We start from the raw sequence: 19,817 nt of genomic DNA, 5'->3' as shown, positions 1-19,817 counted from the left end.
GCTTTAAAAACCTTTATAATATTTATTTATCAAACATATAAATTTGTTTTAGAAGATTATTTTCGTTAAAAACAACATTTTTGTTTGAAATAGTGATATTATATGCTCTAGTAAACAACATTTATCTTTGAGATCCCAATTAAAGGAGTGGAAGACATGGAACGCGAGATGGCATTGGAAATTGTAAGAGTAACAGAAGTCGCGGCATTGGCTTCGGCTCCCTGGATGGGACGCGGTGACAAGAACAGCGCAGACGAGGCGGCTACACTAGCGATGCGTGCGATGTTCGACTCTGTATCGATTAACGGTACTGTTGTAATCGGTGAGGGTGAGATGGATGAAGCTCCGATGTTGTATATTGGAGAAAAAGTGGGAAACACAGATTCACCAGAAGTAGATGTAGCAGTAGACCCGTTAGAAGGAACAGCCATTGTGGCGAAGGGGTTGAATAATGCACTTTCGGTTATTGCTGTAGCCGATAAAGGTAACCTTCTGCATGCTCCTGATATGTATATGGAGAAATTAGCTGTAGGCCCTGCATTAGTAGGCAAGCTCAGTATTGAAGATCCTGTCGATGTGACTTTGCATAAAGCATCCAAAGCACTCGGTAAAAATATGGCGGATATCACGGTTATGATATTAGATCGTGATCGTCATGAAAGTATTATCAAAACATTGCGTAAAGTAGGCGTTCGAATCAAATTTATCAGCGATGGCGATGTAGCAGGCGCTATGGCTCCTGCTTTCCCCGAAGCAGGGATTGATCTTTACTTAGGATCAGGAGGCGCACCGGAAGGTGTACTGGCTGCTGCTGCACTATCCTGCCTTGGTGGTGAACTACAAGGTAGATTGATGCCAGCCAATGCAGCGGAGTTTGAACGCTGTCAGGCAATGGGTATCGAAAATCCGTACCAGATTCTTACGATGCAGGATATGATCGGCACCGACGATGTTATTTTTGCCGCAACAGGTGTAACGCCTGGTGAAATCCTGGGTGGTGTTCGTTATCTGGCGGATGATCGTGCAGAGACGCATTCAATCGTTATGCGTGCCAAAACCAAAACGATCCGTTATATCAAATCTCTTCATTACTTACCGAACAAAGAAGTACTTCACAAAGTCAGAAAAATTCAAGCAACCGGACAGCCTGAAGATCGCCGTATAGCAGCTGTAGAATCTGTTGTCAGCACCAAAAAGCAACCGGTAGAATCGAAATCTTCTTCCTAATTGAATCATAGTTATACCTTCCGTTATGTGGCAGTCCTTTATTCAAGGGCTGTCTTTTTTATGTTGATTTGAAGAATCGAAGAGATTGGTATAGGATAAATGATAATGAATCTTAATAAAGGAAGGGTTTGGGAAGTATGGAGCTTAGCTTGGATCGTGATATGTTAAAAGCTAAATTTTATCTCATAATGGAACCACATCCGGATGCCATATATAGCGCTTCTTTTGCAGAATTGAGTACAGTAGAAGGCATGAAGAAGTTTTTACAGTTCTATGCTCCTTTGCTAAAAGCACCGGATACAGAGCCAGCAGGAACTTTTTTCTGTTCCTGGTTAGGTCGCATTGCTTTGGCAGAACAATATTATCTTTCCTTTTATAATAGAAGTATTGCATTAGACTTAGAAAATCTAACGATGGATATGTACGAAAGTAATGGATATTGTCAGTTTGCATTCCGGATTCAGCAGTGGAGTGAAGAGCAAGGGCCTGGTGCTTCTGCGGAGCTAGAATTATTTCGTCAGACGCATCTCAAACAGTTGTATCAACAAACGCTTCGTCCTTTGATCGAAGCAATATCGACAGTTACAGGCGCTCATGCTCGCGTATTCTGGCGGCAATTCCCAAGTCAGTTTAATTATTTTATTCAAGCATGGCAAGAAGAAGCTTCATCGACAACGATTGTAGAGCAGATTAAAGAAGATCATCACTATGTGACAACACAAATGGAAGCGGAAACGTTTGGCTTAGCACGCAATCCGCTTCATATACCCACTCGTTATACGACCAGTATTCAAGGAGATCAATCGATTCCGTTAAAAAGCGCTTGTTGCTTGTATCATCGTATGGATGATGGAGATTATTGTTTCTCTTGTCCTAAGCTTAGTGAAACCGATCGAGATGAACGTCGTCTCGCTTATCAGAGTAAGGAGGGGAACTAATTGATTATTGGCATTGTATCCGATACACATATATCTAGTCGTAATCGTTATCTGCCAGCTCATTTATTAGAAGGTTTGCAAGGGGTAGACCTTATTGTACATGCAGGAGATTTCTGTGATTGGTGGGTGTATGAAAAGTTATCTGAATTGGCTCCTGTCGAAGCAGTGGCAGGTAACAATGATGGAGACGATATTGTAGAACGACTTGGATTGCAGAAAATAATAGAGGTTGCTGGTAAGCGAATTGGTCTGGTTCATGGAGATGGATGGAAAGGTACAACGCCGGATCGAGCGTTTAATACTTTTCCTAATGAAGCTGTCGATATCATCGTATTCGGGCATTCTCATACGCCTTTATCTGAGGTACGGGAAGATATCCTATTATTCAATCCAGGATCACCGACAGACAAGCGTCGTGAACCAAGATACTCTTACGGTAAAATTACAATCGAAGGCGATCAAGTATCAGCCGAACATTTCTTTTTTGATAAAGAATAATAACACCAAAAAAAGAGAAGCCTTATATTCCAAGGTTTCTCTTTTTTTGGGTACAACAAGTTATTGAGCTAAAGTATAGTTCACAATATGGTATTAAAAGGAATTTTATATTGATTTTTCTAAATATTATATAGGGAAGAAGCTGTATGTATTGATGGATAATTTTTCGATATTTTGCATATTATTTTCAAAAAGGTTTCGTTATATTCATATGGAAAAATTATACTCTAAATGATATTGTTAACTTAAACCTGATAAATTACATTTTAAGTAACAGGTTTAAAAAAATGTATTCAAAAGGAGCGATTTTTGGATGAAAAAATGGGTAACAACGGTATTAGCGGCTACGATGTTAGCATCAGTTGTAACAATTGTGCCGACAACTGCTGTACCAACAACTACAGTAGAAGCAGCCGGTGTCACTAACACTACAATCGTTGTCAAAGCAGGCGAAGTGTATGATGGCAAAGGAGCACGCTTCATCGCAGGAAGTGCTCTTGGAGATGGCAGTCAAAAAGAAGGTCAAAAACCTATTTTCCGCGTTGAAAATGGAGGTACATTGAAAAATGTAGTACTTGGTTATCCAGCGGCTGATGGCGTACATACTTATGGGAACGCTACCCTGGAGAACATCGTGTGGGAAGATATCGGTGAAGATGCAATGACGATCAAAGAAAGTGGAACAGTTACTCTTAAAGGTGGTTCGGCTACCAATGGTGATGATAAAATGTTCCAGATCAATGCAGCTTCTACGTTCAAAGTAAGCAACTTTAAAGGTTCCAAAGCAGGTAAATTTATTCGTCAATTGGGCGGAAGTACATTTAAAGTAAATGTAACGATCGACAATTGCGATATTTCTGATATGAAAGAAGCGATTTTCCGTACAGATAGTTCTACCAGTACAGTGAAAATGACTAATACTCGTTACCACAATGTAGGCACTAAATTTATCGGTGTGAAAAACATTACGGAAAGTGGTAACACTCAATACTAATGAATATTAATGCTTGGCTAGCTCAAGCATTTGCGCATATGTTTGCCCAACACTAACCCTTATTTGTCCTTGTTCTTAGCAAATCCCCCCTTGCTATAAATACAACATTTAACCTCCAACTCACATCGTAGTGAGTATGGAGGTTCTTTTTTGTCCATAACAATGTAAGCAGTAAATGTATATTTTCAGATGCTAGATGTATCAGAAATTGCATATTTAATCTTTTTTTAAGTAATTCATGATCTAAATTTAAGGTTAATGCGCCAAAATGAAATCTACATAAAAGTATATCTGAATGATGGATGATTGGGGAGGAATACCTATGGAAGTAAGAACAAGCAGTCTATCAAAATCACGATCAAGAATAGATATTCCGCTGATTTTGATTTTAATCCTTTCTGCTTTTCTAAATGTGTGGAAGATTTGGGAAAATGGAAACGCCAATGCCTACTATACAGCGGCAGTAACAAGTATGCTTCAAAGTTTTCACAACTTTTTCTATGCATCGTTCGATCCCGGTGGATTTGTGACGATTGATAAGCCTCCTGTAGCGTTCTGGGTGCAGACGTTATTTGCATCTATTTTTGGAGTGCATGGATGGAGCGTTACGTTGCCTATGGCACTTGCAGGTGTAGGCTCAGTTGGATTGATCTATCTGATTGTTAAGCCTACTTTTGGAGTAAATACAGCACGGCTTGCAGCGCTAATGATGGCGGTTACTCCTGTAGCGATAGCAGTACAACGTTCCAACAATGTAGATAGTCTATTGGTATTCTTTTTACTATTAGCGACATGGATGCTACTTAAAGGTGTAAAGCAACAGAAAGCACTGTGGATTATCGCTGGTTTCTCTATGATCGGTATTGCTTTTAATGTGAAAATGCTACAAGCGTATATGATTCTGCCTGCTTTATATGTATTTTATCTGCTGGCTTATCAAGTGAATTGGAAGCAAAAACTATCGGTGCTTGCGATAGGAACAGTATTACTCGCAGGGATCTCGGTCTCATGGGCGATGATTGTCGATAGTGTACCTGCAAGTGAACGACCTTATGAAGGAAGTAGTCTGACGAACTCTGTCATGGAACTGGCTTTTGGGTATAACGGTCTTAATCGCTTAACAGGACAGACGTCTGTACTATCACCAGAAGAGAATACAGCGCAAGTTACGGCTCCCCCGACTACCAGTAATAGCAACAACCAGATAACAGGCATGACGAATAGCCAGATGTCTCCTCCGACAGGGAATCGAAATACAGGAAAAATGTTCAATATTGGAGATGCTGGCCCACTTCGGTTATTTCAATCCAGTCTATCCGGTCAAGCAAGTCTATTATTGCCGTTTGCCATTGTATCGTTAATCGCTTTATTCGCAGGAGTACGCCGAAATACATGGCGCCGTCCAGAGTACCTTGATAGTATATTCTGGGTAATGTGGTTACTGCCTGTAGCTGGATTTTTTAGTATTGCAGGATTTTTCCATCAATATTATCTGATTATGTTAGCCCCACCTGTAGCTGTACTTGCTGCAACAGGTTTTATGGCTCAATGGAGATATTATCGTGAAGGGCGTGGATGGTTATCATGGCTGTTACCTATTAACGTGGCTGTCACTACAGCTTTTCAGATGTATGTCATCTATCCATTTAATGCGACTATCGGTTCTGCATGGTTTTATATTATTGGTGGTGTAGGACTAGTACTAACGATAGGCTTACTGATTGGCAAAAAAGATTCTATTCTTCAAGCGAACAAGTTATATCTAGCTTCTGGAGCGATCATATTACTGATGTTGACTCCATTATACTGGTCTTCTTTTTCGATTGTTAATGCTTCTGGCAATGTAGCAATCCCAGCTGGCGGCCCTGAAGTTAAGGAAGGGTTCGGTAGATTCGGTGGTAATCCTCCTAATATGATAGGTGCAGGAGGCAGTAACGCTTCTATAAGACCTGCTAACACGGACACTACGATAACACCTACCGAAAATACTTTGCCTTCAGAGAATACTAATACAGCACCTGCAAGAACGCCTAATCGCGGTGGAATGTATCAAACAGCTAACGAAAAATTATTGCAATATGTAACTCAACACAATACAGGTGAAAAATATCTATTTGCTGTATCGAATGCGAGTTCAGCTGCTCCGTATATTATTCAGACCGGTAAGCCTGTTATGGCAATGGGCGGATTCGGTGGAAGTGACCCGATTCTGACAGTCGATTCTTTGAAAGCATTGATTAGTAAAGGAGAAATAAAATACTTTATGATTAATGGGATCGGTGGTCGTGGTGGAGAATCGAATGAGATCATCACATGGATCAAAGAACATGGTACCGAAATTCCAACAGAAGAGTGGCAAGATACCACAAGTACGGTGTTGCAAAACAGTCTTTCTGGTGCCAATAATGCTAAAGTACCTACTGCTACGATGAACAGCCCGATGAATGGGATGAACCGTACGAACAATAGCGGTGGATTCGGTGGGATGATGAGCGGTTCTTTATATGAAATAACACCAGCAGATCTTAATTAATACGATAGTACAAATCAAATCCTCTTTTTCTTGTAGATATTAGGCTACAGAAGAAGAGGATTTTTTGTAATATGTAGTCGATTGCGTTTCATAATATATAAGAGGTTTACATATTATCTTATACGATCTTTTTAATCGTAAGTAAGTATCAAACATTTATTAACATACTCTTATCTATCCATCTATTCTTGTTATGAACAGAAATAAGCGGTCGTTAACGATAAAAAAGTGATCAAATGCAACATCAATTCAAGGAGGTCAACAACGATGATTAGTGATAATACTTTATACGATTGCATTATTGTAGGAGGAGGAATAGCAGGATTACAAGCAGCTATTCAGCTAGGAAGATATTCTGCTCATGAGGTACTGGTCATCGATGCAGGGAATGGACGTTCAACATTATGCCAGAACTACGGAAATATTCTTGGTTTCCCTGATGGAATCTCAGGAGAGGAATTACGCAAAATTGGACGGGAACATGCTGAGCCATTAGGCGTACAATTTCATGAAGATCGCATTTTGGAAGCGAAAAAAGAAGAAGATCATTTCTTGCTTAAAGGAGCACAAGGAGAAAGTTATAAAGCTAGAACCTTATTGCTAGCGACAGGCTTGATCGATCGATTCCCACGCTTACCCGGGTTGGTCGAAACATTAGGGTATAGTGTGTATGTATGCCCGGACTGCGATGGATATGAGATCGAAGATCGCCGTACTGTCGTGATCGGTGCAGGCGAAGCAGGTGCTCAAATGGCTTTGATTTTATCAGAGCGTACTTCAGATCTTATCTATATCAATCATGAATCCAAGCCATTCCGTCCAGAAACGATGGAACGTCTACAAGAAAAAGAAATATCGTATGTTGAATCGGCTGTAGATATGGTCAATTATCACGAAGGTGGTATTATCCATAGTGTAGAGTTAGAAGGCGGTCAGGTGATAGAAGCAGAGCGTGGTTTTATAGCTTTTGGAGGCAATCATGTGAATTCAGAACTTGCAGAGCAATTAGGTGTAAAGACTATTCATAATCATCATATCGAGACAGATCCGCGTTCCAAAATGAGCAATATTGAAAATGTCTGGATTGCTGGAGATCTGGGTGCACATTCTGAGCAAGCTAATATTGCAATGGGTGAAGGCGCACAGGCAGCTATTTGGATCAATAAAACGTTATCTAAAATGAAAACGAGCCGTAAAGAACAAACAGTACGGTCGTAATCTTCTTTTTATAATATTCTAGAAAGCAAAAGACGATTTAAAGTGTCTTTTGCTTTCTTTTGTGAAAAAGGTTGTGTTAAAATTAAAGTTGATTAATATTTGATTTGTCAGGTGGGGTGTCCGATTGCGTTTATATCCTAAAAAAGGATTCAGGCTTGTCACCATTGTAAGCACTATCATTGTTTTCTCTATTTTACTTACGATGATTATCTCGATTTATTCGGCCTATATCGTTAGTAAGCAAGCCCTGATTAATAATTATTTAGATAATAATTACCAGCATGCCACTGAACTTGCAAATGCGGCAGGTAATATATTAGGTACGATGCAAGAAAGTATAGATGCATTGGCTACAATATGGCAACGTGAAAATAAAATCGATCAAGATTTGTTAGAAGATTTGTATACGAATAACAAAAATTATTTTAATTCGATTGTTATTGTAAATAAAGATTTGATCGTAAACAATACAGTACCCGCAACATCAGGCGTCAAAGCAGGGCAACAATTGAGTGGACCTATTAACAATACGCTACTAGAAATTCAGATCCCTCATATTACCGAGCCTTTTATGAGCAAAGACGGTAGATGGATTGTATTAGTGACCAGCCCGTTGTTTGACAAACAAGAACGGTATTATGGTTATATTGCCGGAACGATTTATTTGCAGAAGTCTAATGTATTACAAGGTATTCTGGAGCAAGATTATTCATCAGATGGCTCTTATGTGTATGCAGTCGGCCCGAAAGGCAATATTATTTTCCATCCTAATCTAAAATTAGTAGGATCAAATAAAGCTGCCGATGAAGCTGTATGGAAAGTGATGGCTGGCTTGGCTGGTAAGATTGAATTTACAGATCAGCAGAATCAGACCTTCTATACAGGATATGCTTATAATATGAAAAGCAGTTGGGGTGTAATTGTACAGACACCTGCATCGGTGATAAGTGTTCCACTGCGAGAATTACTTCAAAAAAGTATTTTGCTATCGTTACCTTTGTTATTGATTACGTTAGCTGCGGGTTGGATTATTACGTATCTAGCTGTGCGTCCTTTGCAGGTATTAGCAGATTACTCCAACCGTATGGTAGATGATTGGAAAAGTGAAGCGTTACCGCCTATTCGCTCTGGGACATATGAAGTGAAAGTACTGTATCAAAGTATTCGTTTTACGACCAGACAACTACAGAAGTATATTGTGAAACTGAAAAATGAGACAGCACTCGATGGTCTAACTGGTCTTGCTAATCGGCGTAATTTTGATTCTACGCTAGAAACATGGTGTATCGGGGATGAACCTTTTGCTATGGTGATGTTGGATATCGATCATTTCAAACGAGTCAATGATACGTATGGTCATCTCACCGGAGATCGAGTCATGCAATTTCTAGCCGTCACGATGCGTAATGTCTCTCGCGAAGGAGATGTATGCTTTCGCTATGGTGGAGAAGAATTCGGAATCTTATTACGTGGATGTAATGTGACCCGCGCTTATATTGTGGCTGAACGATTACGTGAATTGCTTCATGGTACTGTGAGTCCTTCAGGAGAATTGATCACTGTATCAAGTGGGGTAGTTGCTTTCCCTGAGCATGGCAAAACACCAAATGATTTGATTAGTCATGCGGATGAAGCTATGTATACTTCCAAACGAGAAGGCAGAAATCGTACTACCATTTATCAAAAAGAAATAACCAAAGCAGATAACCAAAATGAAGTAAAATCAGCGGAAGAAATAAATGTATAAACGAAATACAGATCTACCCCAAGCTCGTTCACTGTATAAGGTGAACGGGCTTTTTTTATTTTCAAAAGAACTATGTCTCACTGACTGTAACCATAAGATTGATATGTTCTATATCTATATCAATCTTATCTATAAGCGAATTCATTGACCTTGAGCCTGATTAAGTCTACATTTATGTAACAATACCAATTAAGTAGATAGGAATTAAAAACATTAGAAAAAGAAAGGGAGGACATGGAGGATGAGTGAACTTGCTGTTGCTTTATCTTTGCCGGACACACTTGAGTCCGACCTTATTCGTATTCGTCGCGAGTTGCATGCTCACCCTGAAGTTCTTTTCGATGTCGATCATACAACCACACTGATTATTGGGCTGTTACGCAAATGGGGGCTAGAAGTACAAAGCGGAGTAGGCAAGCATTTTGGTCAAGGCGTAGTTGGTATTCTGCATGGAGCAGAAGATGGTGAGACGATCCTATTACGTGCTGATATTGATGCTTTGCCGATTCAAGAAGAACATGATTATGCGTATGCTTCCCGGCGTGAAGGTTATATGCATGCATGTGGTCATGATGCTCATACTGCCATGTTGCTTGGAGCTGCTAAAGTATTGAGCAATCATCGGGAGCACTTTCGGGGAACGATCAAATTTGTTTTTCAACCTGCGGAAGAAGGGGCTCTTCGTTCTCCTTTAGATGATCGCTGGATTAGCGGAGGACGAGATATGATCGAAGATGGCATTTTACAAGGAGTGTCTCAATCTTTTGCGATGCATGTCTGGCCTGACCTTCCTGTAGGGAGCATCGGTATACACAAAGAGACAGCAATGGCGGCATCTTGTCATTTTGCAGTTCATTTTCAAGGGACTTCCGGTCATCATAGTGCGCCACATTTATCTTCAGATGCGATTATTATGGCAGCGCGATTTGTGAATGATATGCAGATTTTTATGACGACAGGGATCAACCCTACAGAAGCCAAAGTGTTATCGTTTGGAACATTACATGCGGGAACGGTCAAAAATGTGATTGCAGGCGAAAGTGAAGTGACTGGCACTTTTCGAGCATTTCGCACAGAAACTGTCGAACGCATAACTAAAGCTATCGCTGATTATGCTCATAGTATCGCTTGTCTGCATGGCGGAAAAGCAACGATTACACAGCGTACAGGCACAGTGCTGAATAATGAAGCGTCCGCAGTAGATCGAGCAATGCAAGCAGCAGAACCTATTTTCGGTAAAGAAAATGTACTGGAATTAGAGCAACCTTTTCTTGCAGGTGAAGACTTTGCATTATATACACAGCACCGCCCGGGTGTATTTGCTTTTATCGGGTGCCGTCCTCAGGAGGCAACATCTGCTTATCCGTTACATCATCCAAAGTTCGATATAGATGAACGTGTGTTGCTGTTAGGAGCTAAAATGCATATTCAATTTGCACTGGATGCGCTCGCTTAATCACTACGTATGTATTGATATCATGGCTTGATCTATACATTCTGAGATTCTACAAATATCCCTGATAATATGGTGAAAGGAATAACTTATGACAGATACTCAAAGAAATCATACCCATCACCGATTATGGTTGACTGTAAGTGGTCTGCTAATCGCAATATCACTGGTAGTATCCGGTTGTGGTGGAGTTGTAGAGAAAAGTAATGCACAAGGTAGCGTAGCTACTGCTAATGGAGGTACATTGACTTACGCATTAGCAACTTCACCGGATACACTTGATCCTCATCGAAGTGGTCTAGCAGTATCGGTAAGGGTTATGCGTACCCTCTATGATAGTCTTGTTGTACAGACAGCCGACGGTTCAATTAAGCCGTGGCTTGCAGAGTCGTGGACTGTATCCAAAGATGGTAAAAAGTATACTTTCAAATTACGTAAAGATGTAAAATTCCATGATGGAACACCATTTAATGCGGAAGCGGTAAAATTCAACTTTGATCGTGTGATTGATCCAGCGACCAAAGCGGCAAATGCACTTGCACTGATTCGCCCGTATACATCGTCTAAAGTCATTGATGAGTATACTGTTCAAGTTAATCTGTCGACACCTTCAGAAGCTTTTCTAGGGAATATCAGTCAAGCAATGCTCGGGATAGTATCACCTACTGCTGCCAAACAAGAAGGCGAACAATTTGGCAAAAAACCAGTGGGTTCAGGGCCTTATCAATATGTCGATTGGAAAGATAATACTTCAATTGCTGTGAAAAAGAACCCTGATTATACATGGGCACCTGAAACTGTAAAAAACACAGGTGCACCGCATATAGACGGAATAACATTTTCGATCATTCCAGAAGAAGCGACTCGAATCGGTAGTGTACAAAGTAAGCAGGTACTTGCCGCAGAGACTGTCCCTCCACAAAATATATTGGCATTAAAAAATAGCCCTGATCTACAATTGCTACAAGCTAACACATTAGGGTTACCGTATACATTATTTATTAATGGGGTAGCGTCAGGAAAATGCGGATTTACAACGCTAAGCACATTTTCGAGACGATTCCCCCATTTTTAACAACGTTAAGAAAATTTCAATGGTCTTAAAGAATCTAACGAGACCATTTTCTCGGAATTAAAATGGTATTCTCCTAGCAAATTAATATGTTCCCAACCTAGAGGCGACATATGGTGCAATAATTCTTCATTAAAACTACTAGCCTGTTTTTGATATTCAACTGCTTTTGTTAGGTGTAAGGTATTCCATATACTGATGGCATTAATGATTATGTTTAAGGCACTGGCCCTTTGCAATTGATGTTGTATAGTCCGTTCCCTAAGCTCACCTTGTTTTCCGAAGAAAATAGCTCTTGCTAATCCATTCATGGCTTCTCCTTTATTCAATCCTCTTTGTATTTTTCTTCTTAATGATTCATCCGATATATAATTCAAAATAAAGATCGTTTTTTCTATTCGGCCCATCTCACGTAAGGCCGAAGCCAAGCTGTTTTGTCTTGAATAGGAACCTAGTTTCCCCATAATAAGGGATGCTGAAACTGTTCCCTCTCTTATAGAATGAGCTAATCGCAAAACATCCTCATAATTTTCTTTAATGACCTTTGTATTTATTTGTCCACGTAAAATGGCTTCTAATTTTGGATATTCACTTGCTTTATCTATTGTAAATAATTTTGAGTCTGATAAATCTCTTATTCTAGGAGCAAATTTAAATCCTAATAAATGAGTCAGTCCGAATATTTGGTCTGTGTAACCGGCCGTGTCTGTATAATGCTCTTCTATATTTAGATCCGTCTCATGGTGCAACAATCCATCCAAAACATGAATCGCATCCCTTGAATTTGTATGAATAATCTTTGTGTAGTAAGAAGAGAATTGATCACTAGTAAAACGGTAGATGGTGGCTCCTTTTCCAGTCCCGTAATGTGGGTTTGCATCTGCATGAAGTGATGAAACACCTAGCTGCATTCTCATACCATCTGATGAGGATGTTGTACCGTCGCCCCAATTGGAGGACAACTGTAATTTATGATGGAAATTTACTAATATGGCTTGGGCTTTATTCATTGCATCTTCATACATACGCCATTGAGATACATTGGCTAGTTGCTTATATGTAAGTCCGGGTGTGGCCTCGGCCATCTTGCTCAAGCCAATATTCATACCCATTCCTAAAAGGGCAGCCATGATAATGATTGTTTCTTCCTTATCTGGTTTTCGATTATTGGAAGCATGAGTGAATTGCTCATGAAATCCTGTTATATGAGCCACATCCATGAGTAAATCAGTTAACTTTATTCTTGGTAGTATCTGATAGAGGCTTGCGCTAAATTTTTTTGCTTCTTCTGGAACATCTTTTTCTAAGCGTGCAAGTGACAGTTTTCCTTTTTCAAGAGAAACTCCATCTAGCTTGTTGAAATTGGCAGCTAACCACTTTAACCTTTCATTAAGGCTTCTAGTTCTCTCTGTTATATAATCTTCAAATGATAAACTAACTGATAATCTCGTATTCCCCTTCGATTGATTCCATGTATCTTCCGAAAACAAATATTCCTCAAAATCCCTATATTGTCTGCTGCCCACAATGGAAACATCTCCTGCCCGAACATGCTCCCGAAGTTCTGTTAAAACAGCCATTTCATAGTAATGACGATTAATTGTTGTACCATCATCCTCGTATAAATGCTTTTTCCATCGTTTTGAAATAAAATCCACAGGTGAGTCGTCAGGCACTTTTCGCTTTCCGGATTCGTTCATTCCTCGGATAATCTCAACAGCCTGTAAAAGTGGCTCATTTGCTTTTGTAGAATGAAATTCCAATACTCTTAATAGCGTTGGCGTATATTTTCTTAGTGAATAAAACCGTTTTTGCAGTAAGTCCAAATAATCATAGTCGGCAGGACGTGCAAGCTCCTGAGCCTCTTCTACTGAAGAGACAAAGGTATTCCATTCAATAACCGATTCTAAAACCTTAAAAACATCTAATTTTTCCTCTTTTGCTTTAATTAATGCTTGTCCGATGTTCGTAAAGTGTATAACTTTCTCATTTAGCTTTTTACCATTTTGTTTCTGGATTTCCTCTTGAGCCTTACGACCTTTTGATAACAAACTAAGTATTTGCCTATCATGAATTTCAAACGCTTTATCCGTTAGCTCCTGAGTAAGTTGTAATAAATAGACGGTTAATATCGAATAACGTTTATTTTCTTGAAAGTCACGGAATGCATACGGCTCGTATCTTGAACCTAAGCGAGACAGCTGCAACAGGCGGTTGCGGTGCAAATGACTAATTTGTACCGTTTCCAATTCCATTCCTCGTATATATTCGAGTCGTTCTATTACTTTTAGAAATGTTTCGGGTGAAGGATGACCCGGTGGTTCCTTTAACCAACCCAATATCGTTTTATTAGATTCAGATGGATGCTGCGAAGTAATAATCTCTTCAAGCTTTTCTTTTTGCTCATTTGTAAGAGATTTACTAACTGTATTAAATAGCTTCTTTTCAGCCATCGCCCTTGCTTCCCACACCATTCTTTCAAGTGTAGTGATAGCAGGCAGTATAATTTTGTTTTTTCTTAGAAAATCTATGCATTCATGCAGTAGATGAATGGGATCACCATTTTCCAAAGCTAATTGATGAAGGTACTTAAATGTCATTCGATATTCACTCAGGGTAAAAGTTACAAAGTCGTATTCACTTCGAATTTCTTTCAAATGATCCCAAAGTGTATTTTCCCTTTGAGGATAATGACCAAGCGAGGATGGACTAGCACCAATCTGTTTCGATATATATTGTATGACCGAATCTGGGATGCTTTTGATATGAGTGTATGGCCAACCGGGATACCGAAGAACAGCTAATTGAACGGCAAACCCTAAACGGTTTTCTTCCCTCCTTCGCTTATTAACTATTTCTAAATCACGTTTGGAAAAAGTGAAGTAGGTCCCCAATATCCATTCATCTTCAGGGATTTGCATAAAAGACTGTCTCTGTTCCGGTGTAAGCAATTCTCTACCTCTCGCAATTTTCATTCAGTATCATCCCATTTCTGTATTTTTCAATTTATTAGTTCAATTATATATCAATAGAGTGTACTCTATTGATACAAGTGTAGTAGACAGATAAAATCATAGTAGGGAGTGTCTCATAAGACTTGTATCAAAAACGAGGTGGTATGATGCGAAAAATCGGTTATATACGTGTCAGTTCAACTAGCCAGAATCCTTCAAGGCAATTTCAGCAATTGAACGAAATCGGAATGGATATCATTTTTGAAGAAAAAGTTTCTGGAGCAACAAAGGATCGTGAGCAACTTCAAAAAATGTTAGAGGATTTACAGGAAGGTGACATTATTTATGTTACAGACTTAACTCGGATCACTCGAAGTACGCAGAATTTATTTGAAATGATTGATTTAATACGCAGTAAAATGGCAAACTTAAAATCACTCAAGGATACATGGTTAGATTTATCAGAAGATAATCCATACAGCCAATTCTTAATTACGGTAATGGCTGGCGTTAACCAATTAGAGCGAGATCTTATTCGTATGCGTCAGCGTGAAGGGATTGAGCTAGCAAAGAAAGAAGGAAAGTTTAAAGGTCGATTAAAGAAATATCATAAAAATCACGCAGGTATGAATTATGCAGTTAAACTATATAAAGAAGGAGGAATGACTGTAAATCAAATTTGTGAAATTACAAATGTATCTAGAGCTTCTTTATATAGAAAATTATCTGAAACATGAAAAGGATTAAAGAATTAAAGGATTATAGGAGTATTAAGGGCTTTACCTTATGGTAAGCCCTTAATTTGAAGAATTACTTCTTAACAATCAAGACAGGAATTTCGGACCGGTGTAACACCCCTTGAGCAACACTGCCCACCAATACTCGATCAAAAACACCTCTTCCATGACTACCCAATATAATAAGATCTACTTCCTCTGTTTGGGCAACATGACAAATGGTTTGACTTTGGTGACTTATTTGATGATTATATTCAAGACGATCCTTCCAAGGTTGAAGGACTCCTTCCATAATTTTCTTTTCAATATGTTTACTAAGTTCTTTTTCGTATCGATCCACTGCTTCAGTTGCAAAATCATAGGCGTAATTTTCTTTAACCGTGACGTAAAGCACAACACCTGTTGCATTTGGCCAAGCTTCCAAGAACTCCCCTGTCATTCTTGCGGCATGTTCAGAATAAGCCGAACCATCAGTAGGAAATAATATTTTATTCATTTAAGAAACCTCCTGATTTACAATTAATTACATTGTGAAGTATGTGATAACAGATAACAAAACAGATGTAATAGCCATTGCTAGAAGTGGTCTTAACGCTTTCGTTCTAAGGTCTTTTAGACTAACATTTAAACCTAATCCAATCATAGCCATAGTTAGGATAAAGGAAGTGAAGAAAGAGATGCTATTCATGACACTAGTTGGGACGGTAATCAAATGACCAAGGACATAACTTCCAAATAAGCTCATGATAATAAAACCTATGAGAAACCATGGAAATTCAATTTTAGCATCAGAATCTGATTCAACTTTATTTTTTCGTTTCATCCAGTACATAAGAATAAAACTAAGTGGAACGAGTAAGAAAACACGACCTAGTTTCGCTAACAAAGCAATAGCAAGTGCATCTGGACCAGCAGGCGCTCCTGCTAAGGCAACATGAGCAATTTCGTGTAGACCTACACCTGACCAAACACCGTATTGAAGGTCTGTCAAAGGGAGAAACGGACGTAAGATAGTGTATGTTATGGCGAAAATGGTACCAACTAAAGCAATTATACCTGCCCCAATAGCAGTATCTTCATCCTTTGCTTTCAAAATGGGTGAAACGGCTGCAATTGCAGCAGCGCCACACACCCCTGTTCCAATTCCTAATAACAAGGATAAGGAAGAATTCGCTTTGAATAGTTTTGCAAGCAACATTGTAAGAAGGATTGAAAAAACGATGGTTCCAACATCTCTTGCAAGCAAACCTAACCCTTGATGAAAAACAACATCAATGTTTAGTTTTAACCCAAAAAGGATAATAGCAAGCCTTAACAACCTTTTGGCAGAGAATTGGATTCCAGTACGGAATTTCTCAGGATATCCCCAAATTTGTCGATAAACTACTGCAATGATGATTGCACAGGCGAGCTGACCAACATGATCTAACCCGGGTATTTGTGATAATCCAAAACCAACTAATGCAATAATAAAGGTAAATCCAACACCACCGAACCAAAGTCCTCTCGAGGATGATTTTTTATGTTTTGCTAATGATGTATTCATTTTAACAACTCCTATATTTGCTTCCTTGTATTAAGAGTATATTTGTTTTGATAATAAGTAAAATAGATTATAATTATAGCTGTAATATAAAATTACTTATCATTGAAGTTTCTTAGACCCCATTTTATTCTAAGGAGGAAGACTCATAATGGATCAATCTTTACTTGTATTTACTACAGTTGCAGAACAAAAGAACTTTACTCGAGCAGCTGAACTTCTCCATATGACACAACCAGCAGTCAGCAATTATATACAAACGTTAGAAAAAAACATGGGGATAAAATTGTTAGAGAGGACAAACAAATATGTTCGACTTAGCAAGGCTGGAGAAATAGTATTTCATCACGCCAAGGACATCTTAGGTCTCTATACTCGAATGGAAAGACTCATTGATGATTTAAAACATACTGCAAGTGGTCCTCTTTCTATTGGTGCAAGTTATACTTTCGGAGAATACATTCTTCCTCATAAAATTGCCAGTTTGCTTAAATCCTATCCATTATTAAATCCAATCATTACTATAAAAAATTCTAATGAAATTATAGATTTAATAAAGAAACACGAGGTAGATGTTGGGATAATCGAAGGAGAGGCTAATAATGAAAATATAAAGGTTATACCATTTTCTCTTGACGAGTTATCAATTACAGTCCCTTCAAATCACCATTTAGCAGAACAAAAGGAAATAGACCCCTTGTTATTAAACCTAGAGACTTGGTTAGTTCGTGAAGAAGGTTCTGGAACGAGAGAAATGCAAGAAAAGGGATTTAAACAATTGGGGTTTTCTCCGAAGAAGTATATGACATTTGGGAGTACGCAAGTTATTAAGGAATCTATTGAAGCTGGTCTAGGAATTTCTATACTCTCACACGCGTCAATAAAAAACGAACTAGAACTTGGTAAAGTGAAGTTACTTGATATAAATGGGTTTCCAATCTCACGAAATTTTTCACTTATAACTCCAAGAGTTGAATTTTATACAAAAGCAATCGAGATATTTATTGAATCCTTAGTTATAGAATGAAATCCAGTCAATTGTGAATAACGAGGTGAAAAGCAAGCCCTATCAACGTGGAACAAGTTCATCCAATGTCAGATAAAATAAATACCAATCCTCCACGTATCGTTGTTAAAATCGGGTTATTAATCTTGGGAGTGATCTTAGCGTTGTAAATCCGCATTTTCCTGACGCTACCCCTTAATGAGCGTCATGCTCCATGGGATAATGTCAAAGCAAGACAAGCGCTCCAATCGGCTATTGATGTCAATGCGATTGTCAAAACGTTATATCTAGGGACGTATGAACGTGCATGGTCTGCTCTAACACCAGGCATTTTGGGATATGATGAATCATTAGAAAATACAAATCAACCTGATCTGACACATGCCAATAATCTACTCGATGAACTGGGATGGGTGAAAGGACAAGACGGTATACGTGTCAAAGACGGTCAACGTCTTACCCTGAAATATGTAGACGGCTCTCCTAATCGGGAGAAGCGAAATGATATTGCAGCGATGATTCAACAGCAACTAAAAGCGGTCGGTATTGATGTACAAGTCAATATCACCAAAGATATTGCTACTGTTGTCTATCAAAATGGGGAATATGATCTGTATGGCAATAGTCAGGTGAACTCTGATCCGAATGCATTATCGGCTTTCTATCATACTGCTGAGCCATCTGCACGCCCTACACTGCCAGGACTTTCTGATCCACAAATCGATCAATGGTTAGAACAAGGCGCTGTTGAAAAAGATAAAGATCAACGTGCCAACATCTATCACAACATACAACAACGTATTAACGAACTAGCTGTGATTATTCCTGTCTATATTTTCCCATATACGGTTGCGGCATCTCAGACTGTACAGGGCATTTCATTTGATTATTTAGGCTATCCACTCTTTAATGATGTGCGTATTGGAGGATAAGGAGGATATACATGGTACAGACGATCATTACACGTACGATTTCATCGTTACTGGTTATTTTAGGATCATTAACACTGGTATTTGCAATCTTTTACCTGTTACCGGGTGATCCTGTTCTATCCATGATAGATCCAACATATGCCACTCCTGAAATGATAGAGAATTTACGTATCCAATTAGGATTAGATCAGCCGTTTTATATTCAATTTGGTCATTATCTAGCAGATATGTTACGTGGTGATTTTGGTGTATCTATGGTCAATTCTGATCCAGTACTGCCCAAAATTATAGCGAATTTTCCTTCGACATTGATCTTAACTTTAGCGAGTACGTGTATAGCAGTGTTGATCGGTGTGATCCTCGGGATATTGTCAGCTGTTCATCGTAATGAGTGGATCGATATACTGGCTCGTACTATAGGATTATTTGGTATTTCGATGCCGACATTCTGGTCAGGGATTTTGCTAATCTTAATCTTTTCGATTCAACTGGGCTGGTTCCCGGCGATGGGTTCTGACGGTATATCTACTCTGGTGTTGCCGGCGATCACGCTAGGAATCGTTGGAGCAGGATTTGTGATTCGTATGGTTCGCAATAGTATGTTAGAAGTGCTAAGTGAACCTTTTATCACTACATTACGGGCAAAAGGAATCTCTCGTCATGTCATTTTGTATAAGCATGCACTGCGCAATGCTTTAATTCCTGTCGTGACTGTAGTCGGTATGCAGATAGGAGAAATGTTAGCAGGAACGGTAGTTATTGAGACTGTTTTTTCAAGGCAAGGAATAGGGCGTATTCTCGCTGATGCGATTATGGCGCGCGATATTCCGGTAGTACAGGGGGTTGTCTTTTTTACAGCTATTCTCTATGTCGTTATTAATCTACTTGTTGATATCTCGTATACCTATATTGATCCTCGTATTCGGCGGTCACTCACATAATTAATTTTAGATAAGATCGAAAGG

At 39.0% G+C, this 19,817-nt stretch carries 16 protein-coding genes; 13 read left to right on the top strand and 3 right to left on the bottom strand.

From position 1 onward, the window contains the following. The first annotated feature begins 156 nt into the window (after positions 1-156). The 9 genes from glpX to QCD85_RS09115 all read left to right on the top strand — a co-directional run bounded on the left by glpX (position 157) and on the right by QCD85_RS09115 (position 11,683). On the top strand, positions 157-1,227 hold the full coding sequence (glpX, locus tag QCD85_RS09155; RefSeq protein WP_273612457.1) for a class II fructose-bisphosphatase: 1,071 nt from the start codon (positions 157-159) through the stop codon (positions 1,225-1,227). Positions 1,228-1,364: 137 nt separating this feature from the next. Next, the gene (locus QCD85_RS09150; RefSeq protein ID WP_301262386.1) at positions 1,365-2,165 is read left to right on the top strand and encodes a (2Fe-2S)-binding protein; all 801 of its coding nucleotides are present in this window, start codon (positions 1,365-1,367) and stop codon (positions 2,163-2,165) included. After that, entirely contained in the window at positions 2,166-2,663 is a 498-nt protein-coding gene (locus QCD85_RS09145; RefSeq protein WP_301262385.1) for a metallophosphoesterase family protein, read from the top strand. It abuts the gene before it with no gap. A gap of 349 nt (positions 2,664-3,012) precedes the next feature. Beyond that, entirely contained in the window at positions 3,013-3,657 is a 645-nt protein-coding gene (locus QCD85_RS09140) for a pectate lyase (protein ID WP_273616306.1), read from the top strand. Positions 3,658-3,979: 322 nt separating this feature from the next. Then, entirely contained in the window at positions 3,980-6,190 is a 2,211-nt protein-coding gene (locus QCD85_RS09135; protein ID WP_301262384.1) for an ArnT family glycosyltransferase, read from the top strand. A gap of 267 nt (positions 6,191-6,457) precedes the next feature. Continuing rightward, a complete protein-coding gene (locus QCD85_RS09130; protein WP_301262383.1) occupies positions 6,458-7,408 on the top strand; it encodes an NAD(P)/FAD-dependent oxidoreductase in 951 nt (316 codons plus the stop codon). 124 nt (positions 7,409-7,532) lie between these two features. Then, positions 7,533-9,155, top strand: coding sequence for a sensor domain-containing diguanylate cyclase (locus QCD85_RS09125; RefSeq protein WP_273612452.1), 1,623 nt, complete (start codon positions 7,533-7,535; stop codon positions 9,153-9,155). A gap of 241 nt (positions 9,156-9,396) precedes the next feature. Further along, entirely contained in the window at positions 9,397-10,611 is a 1,215-nt protein-coding gene (locus QCD85_RS09120; RefSeq protein WP_301262382.1) for a M20 metallopeptidase family protein, read from the top strand. An 88-nt stretch (positions 10,612-10,699) separates the two neighbouring features. Beyond that, complete coding sequence (locus tag QCD85_RS09115; protein WP_367317636.1) at positions 10,700-11,683, top strand: ABC transporter substrate-binding protein; 984 nt, start codon at positions 10,700-10,702, stop codon at positions 11,681-11,683. Positions 11,684-11,688: 5 nt separating this feature from the next. Here QCD85_RS09115 and QCD85_RS09110 read toward each other — a convergent pair whose 3' ends face one another. Continuing rightward, positions 11,689-14,655, bottom strand: a complete 2,967-nt coding sequence (locus QCD85_RS09110) for a Tn3 family transposase (protein ID WP_071318957.1) — start codon at positions 14,653-14,655, stop codon at positions 11,689-11,691. A 146-nt stretch (positions 14,656-14,801) separates the two neighbouring features. Between QCD85_RS09110 and QCD85_RS09105 the strand changes: the two genes are divergently transcribed. Further along, complete coding sequence (locus tag QCD85_RS09105) at positions 14,802-15,371, top strand: recombinase family protein (RefSeq protein ID WP_017815735.1); 570 nt, start codon at positions 14,802-14,804, stop codon at positions 15,369-15,371. Between the two features lie 73 nt (positions 15,372-15,444). Here QCD85_RS09105 and QCD85_RS09100 read toward each other — a convergent pair whose 3' ends face one another. Together QCD85_RS09100 and QCD85_RS09095 are read right to left on the bottom strand one after the other, a co-directional pair. Continuing rightward, positions 15,445-15,867: a universal stress protein gene (locus QCD85_RS09100; RefSeq protein WP_017815736.1), complete on the bottom strand. Its 423-nt coding sequence runs from the start codon at positions 15,865-15,867 to the stop codon at positions 15,445-15,447. Between the two features lie 27 nt (positions 15,868-15,894). Next, complete coding sequence (locus QCD85_RS09095) at positions 15,895-16,917, bottom strand: YeiH family protein (protein ID WP_017815737.1); 1,023 nt, start codon at positions 16,915-16,917, stop codon at positions 15,895-15,897. Positions 16,918-17,065: 148 nt separating this feature from the next. On the opposite strand from QCD85_RS09095, the gene QCD85_RS09090 reads away from it, so the two are divergent. From QCD85_RS09090 to QCD85_RS09080, 3 genes are all read left to right on the top strand, one after another. Further along, positions 17,066-17,941 carry a LysR family transcriptional regulator gene (locus QCD85_RS09090; protein WP_107935737.1) on the top strand — a complete coding sequence of 292 codons (876 nt, stop codon included), beginning with the start codon at positions 17,066-17,068 and terminating at the stop codon, positions 17,939-17,941. Between the two features lie 149 nt (positions 17,942-18,090). Continuing rightward, complete coding sequence (locus QCD85_RS09085) at positions 18,091-18,852, top strand: ABC transporter substrate-binding protein (protein WP_367317638.1); 762 nt, start codon at positions 18,091-18,093, stop codon at positions 18,850-18,852. Between the two features lie 11 nt (positions 18,853-18,863). After that, on the top strand, positions 18,864-19,793 hold the full coding sequence (locus QCD85_RS09080) for an ABC transporter permease (RefSeq protein WP_301262381.1): 930 nt from the start codon (positions 18,864-18,866) through the stop codon (positions 19,791-19,793). The last annotated feature ends 24 nt before the right edge of the window (positions 19,794-19,817 follow it).

This window comes from Paenibacillus sp. PsM32, assembly GCF_030433815.1.
GTDB lineage: Bacteria > Bacillota > Bacilli > Paenibacillales > Paenibacillaceae > Saccharibacillus > Saccharibacillus kyungheensis.
This window is presented reverse-complemented; position numbering and strand designations above follow the sequence as displayed.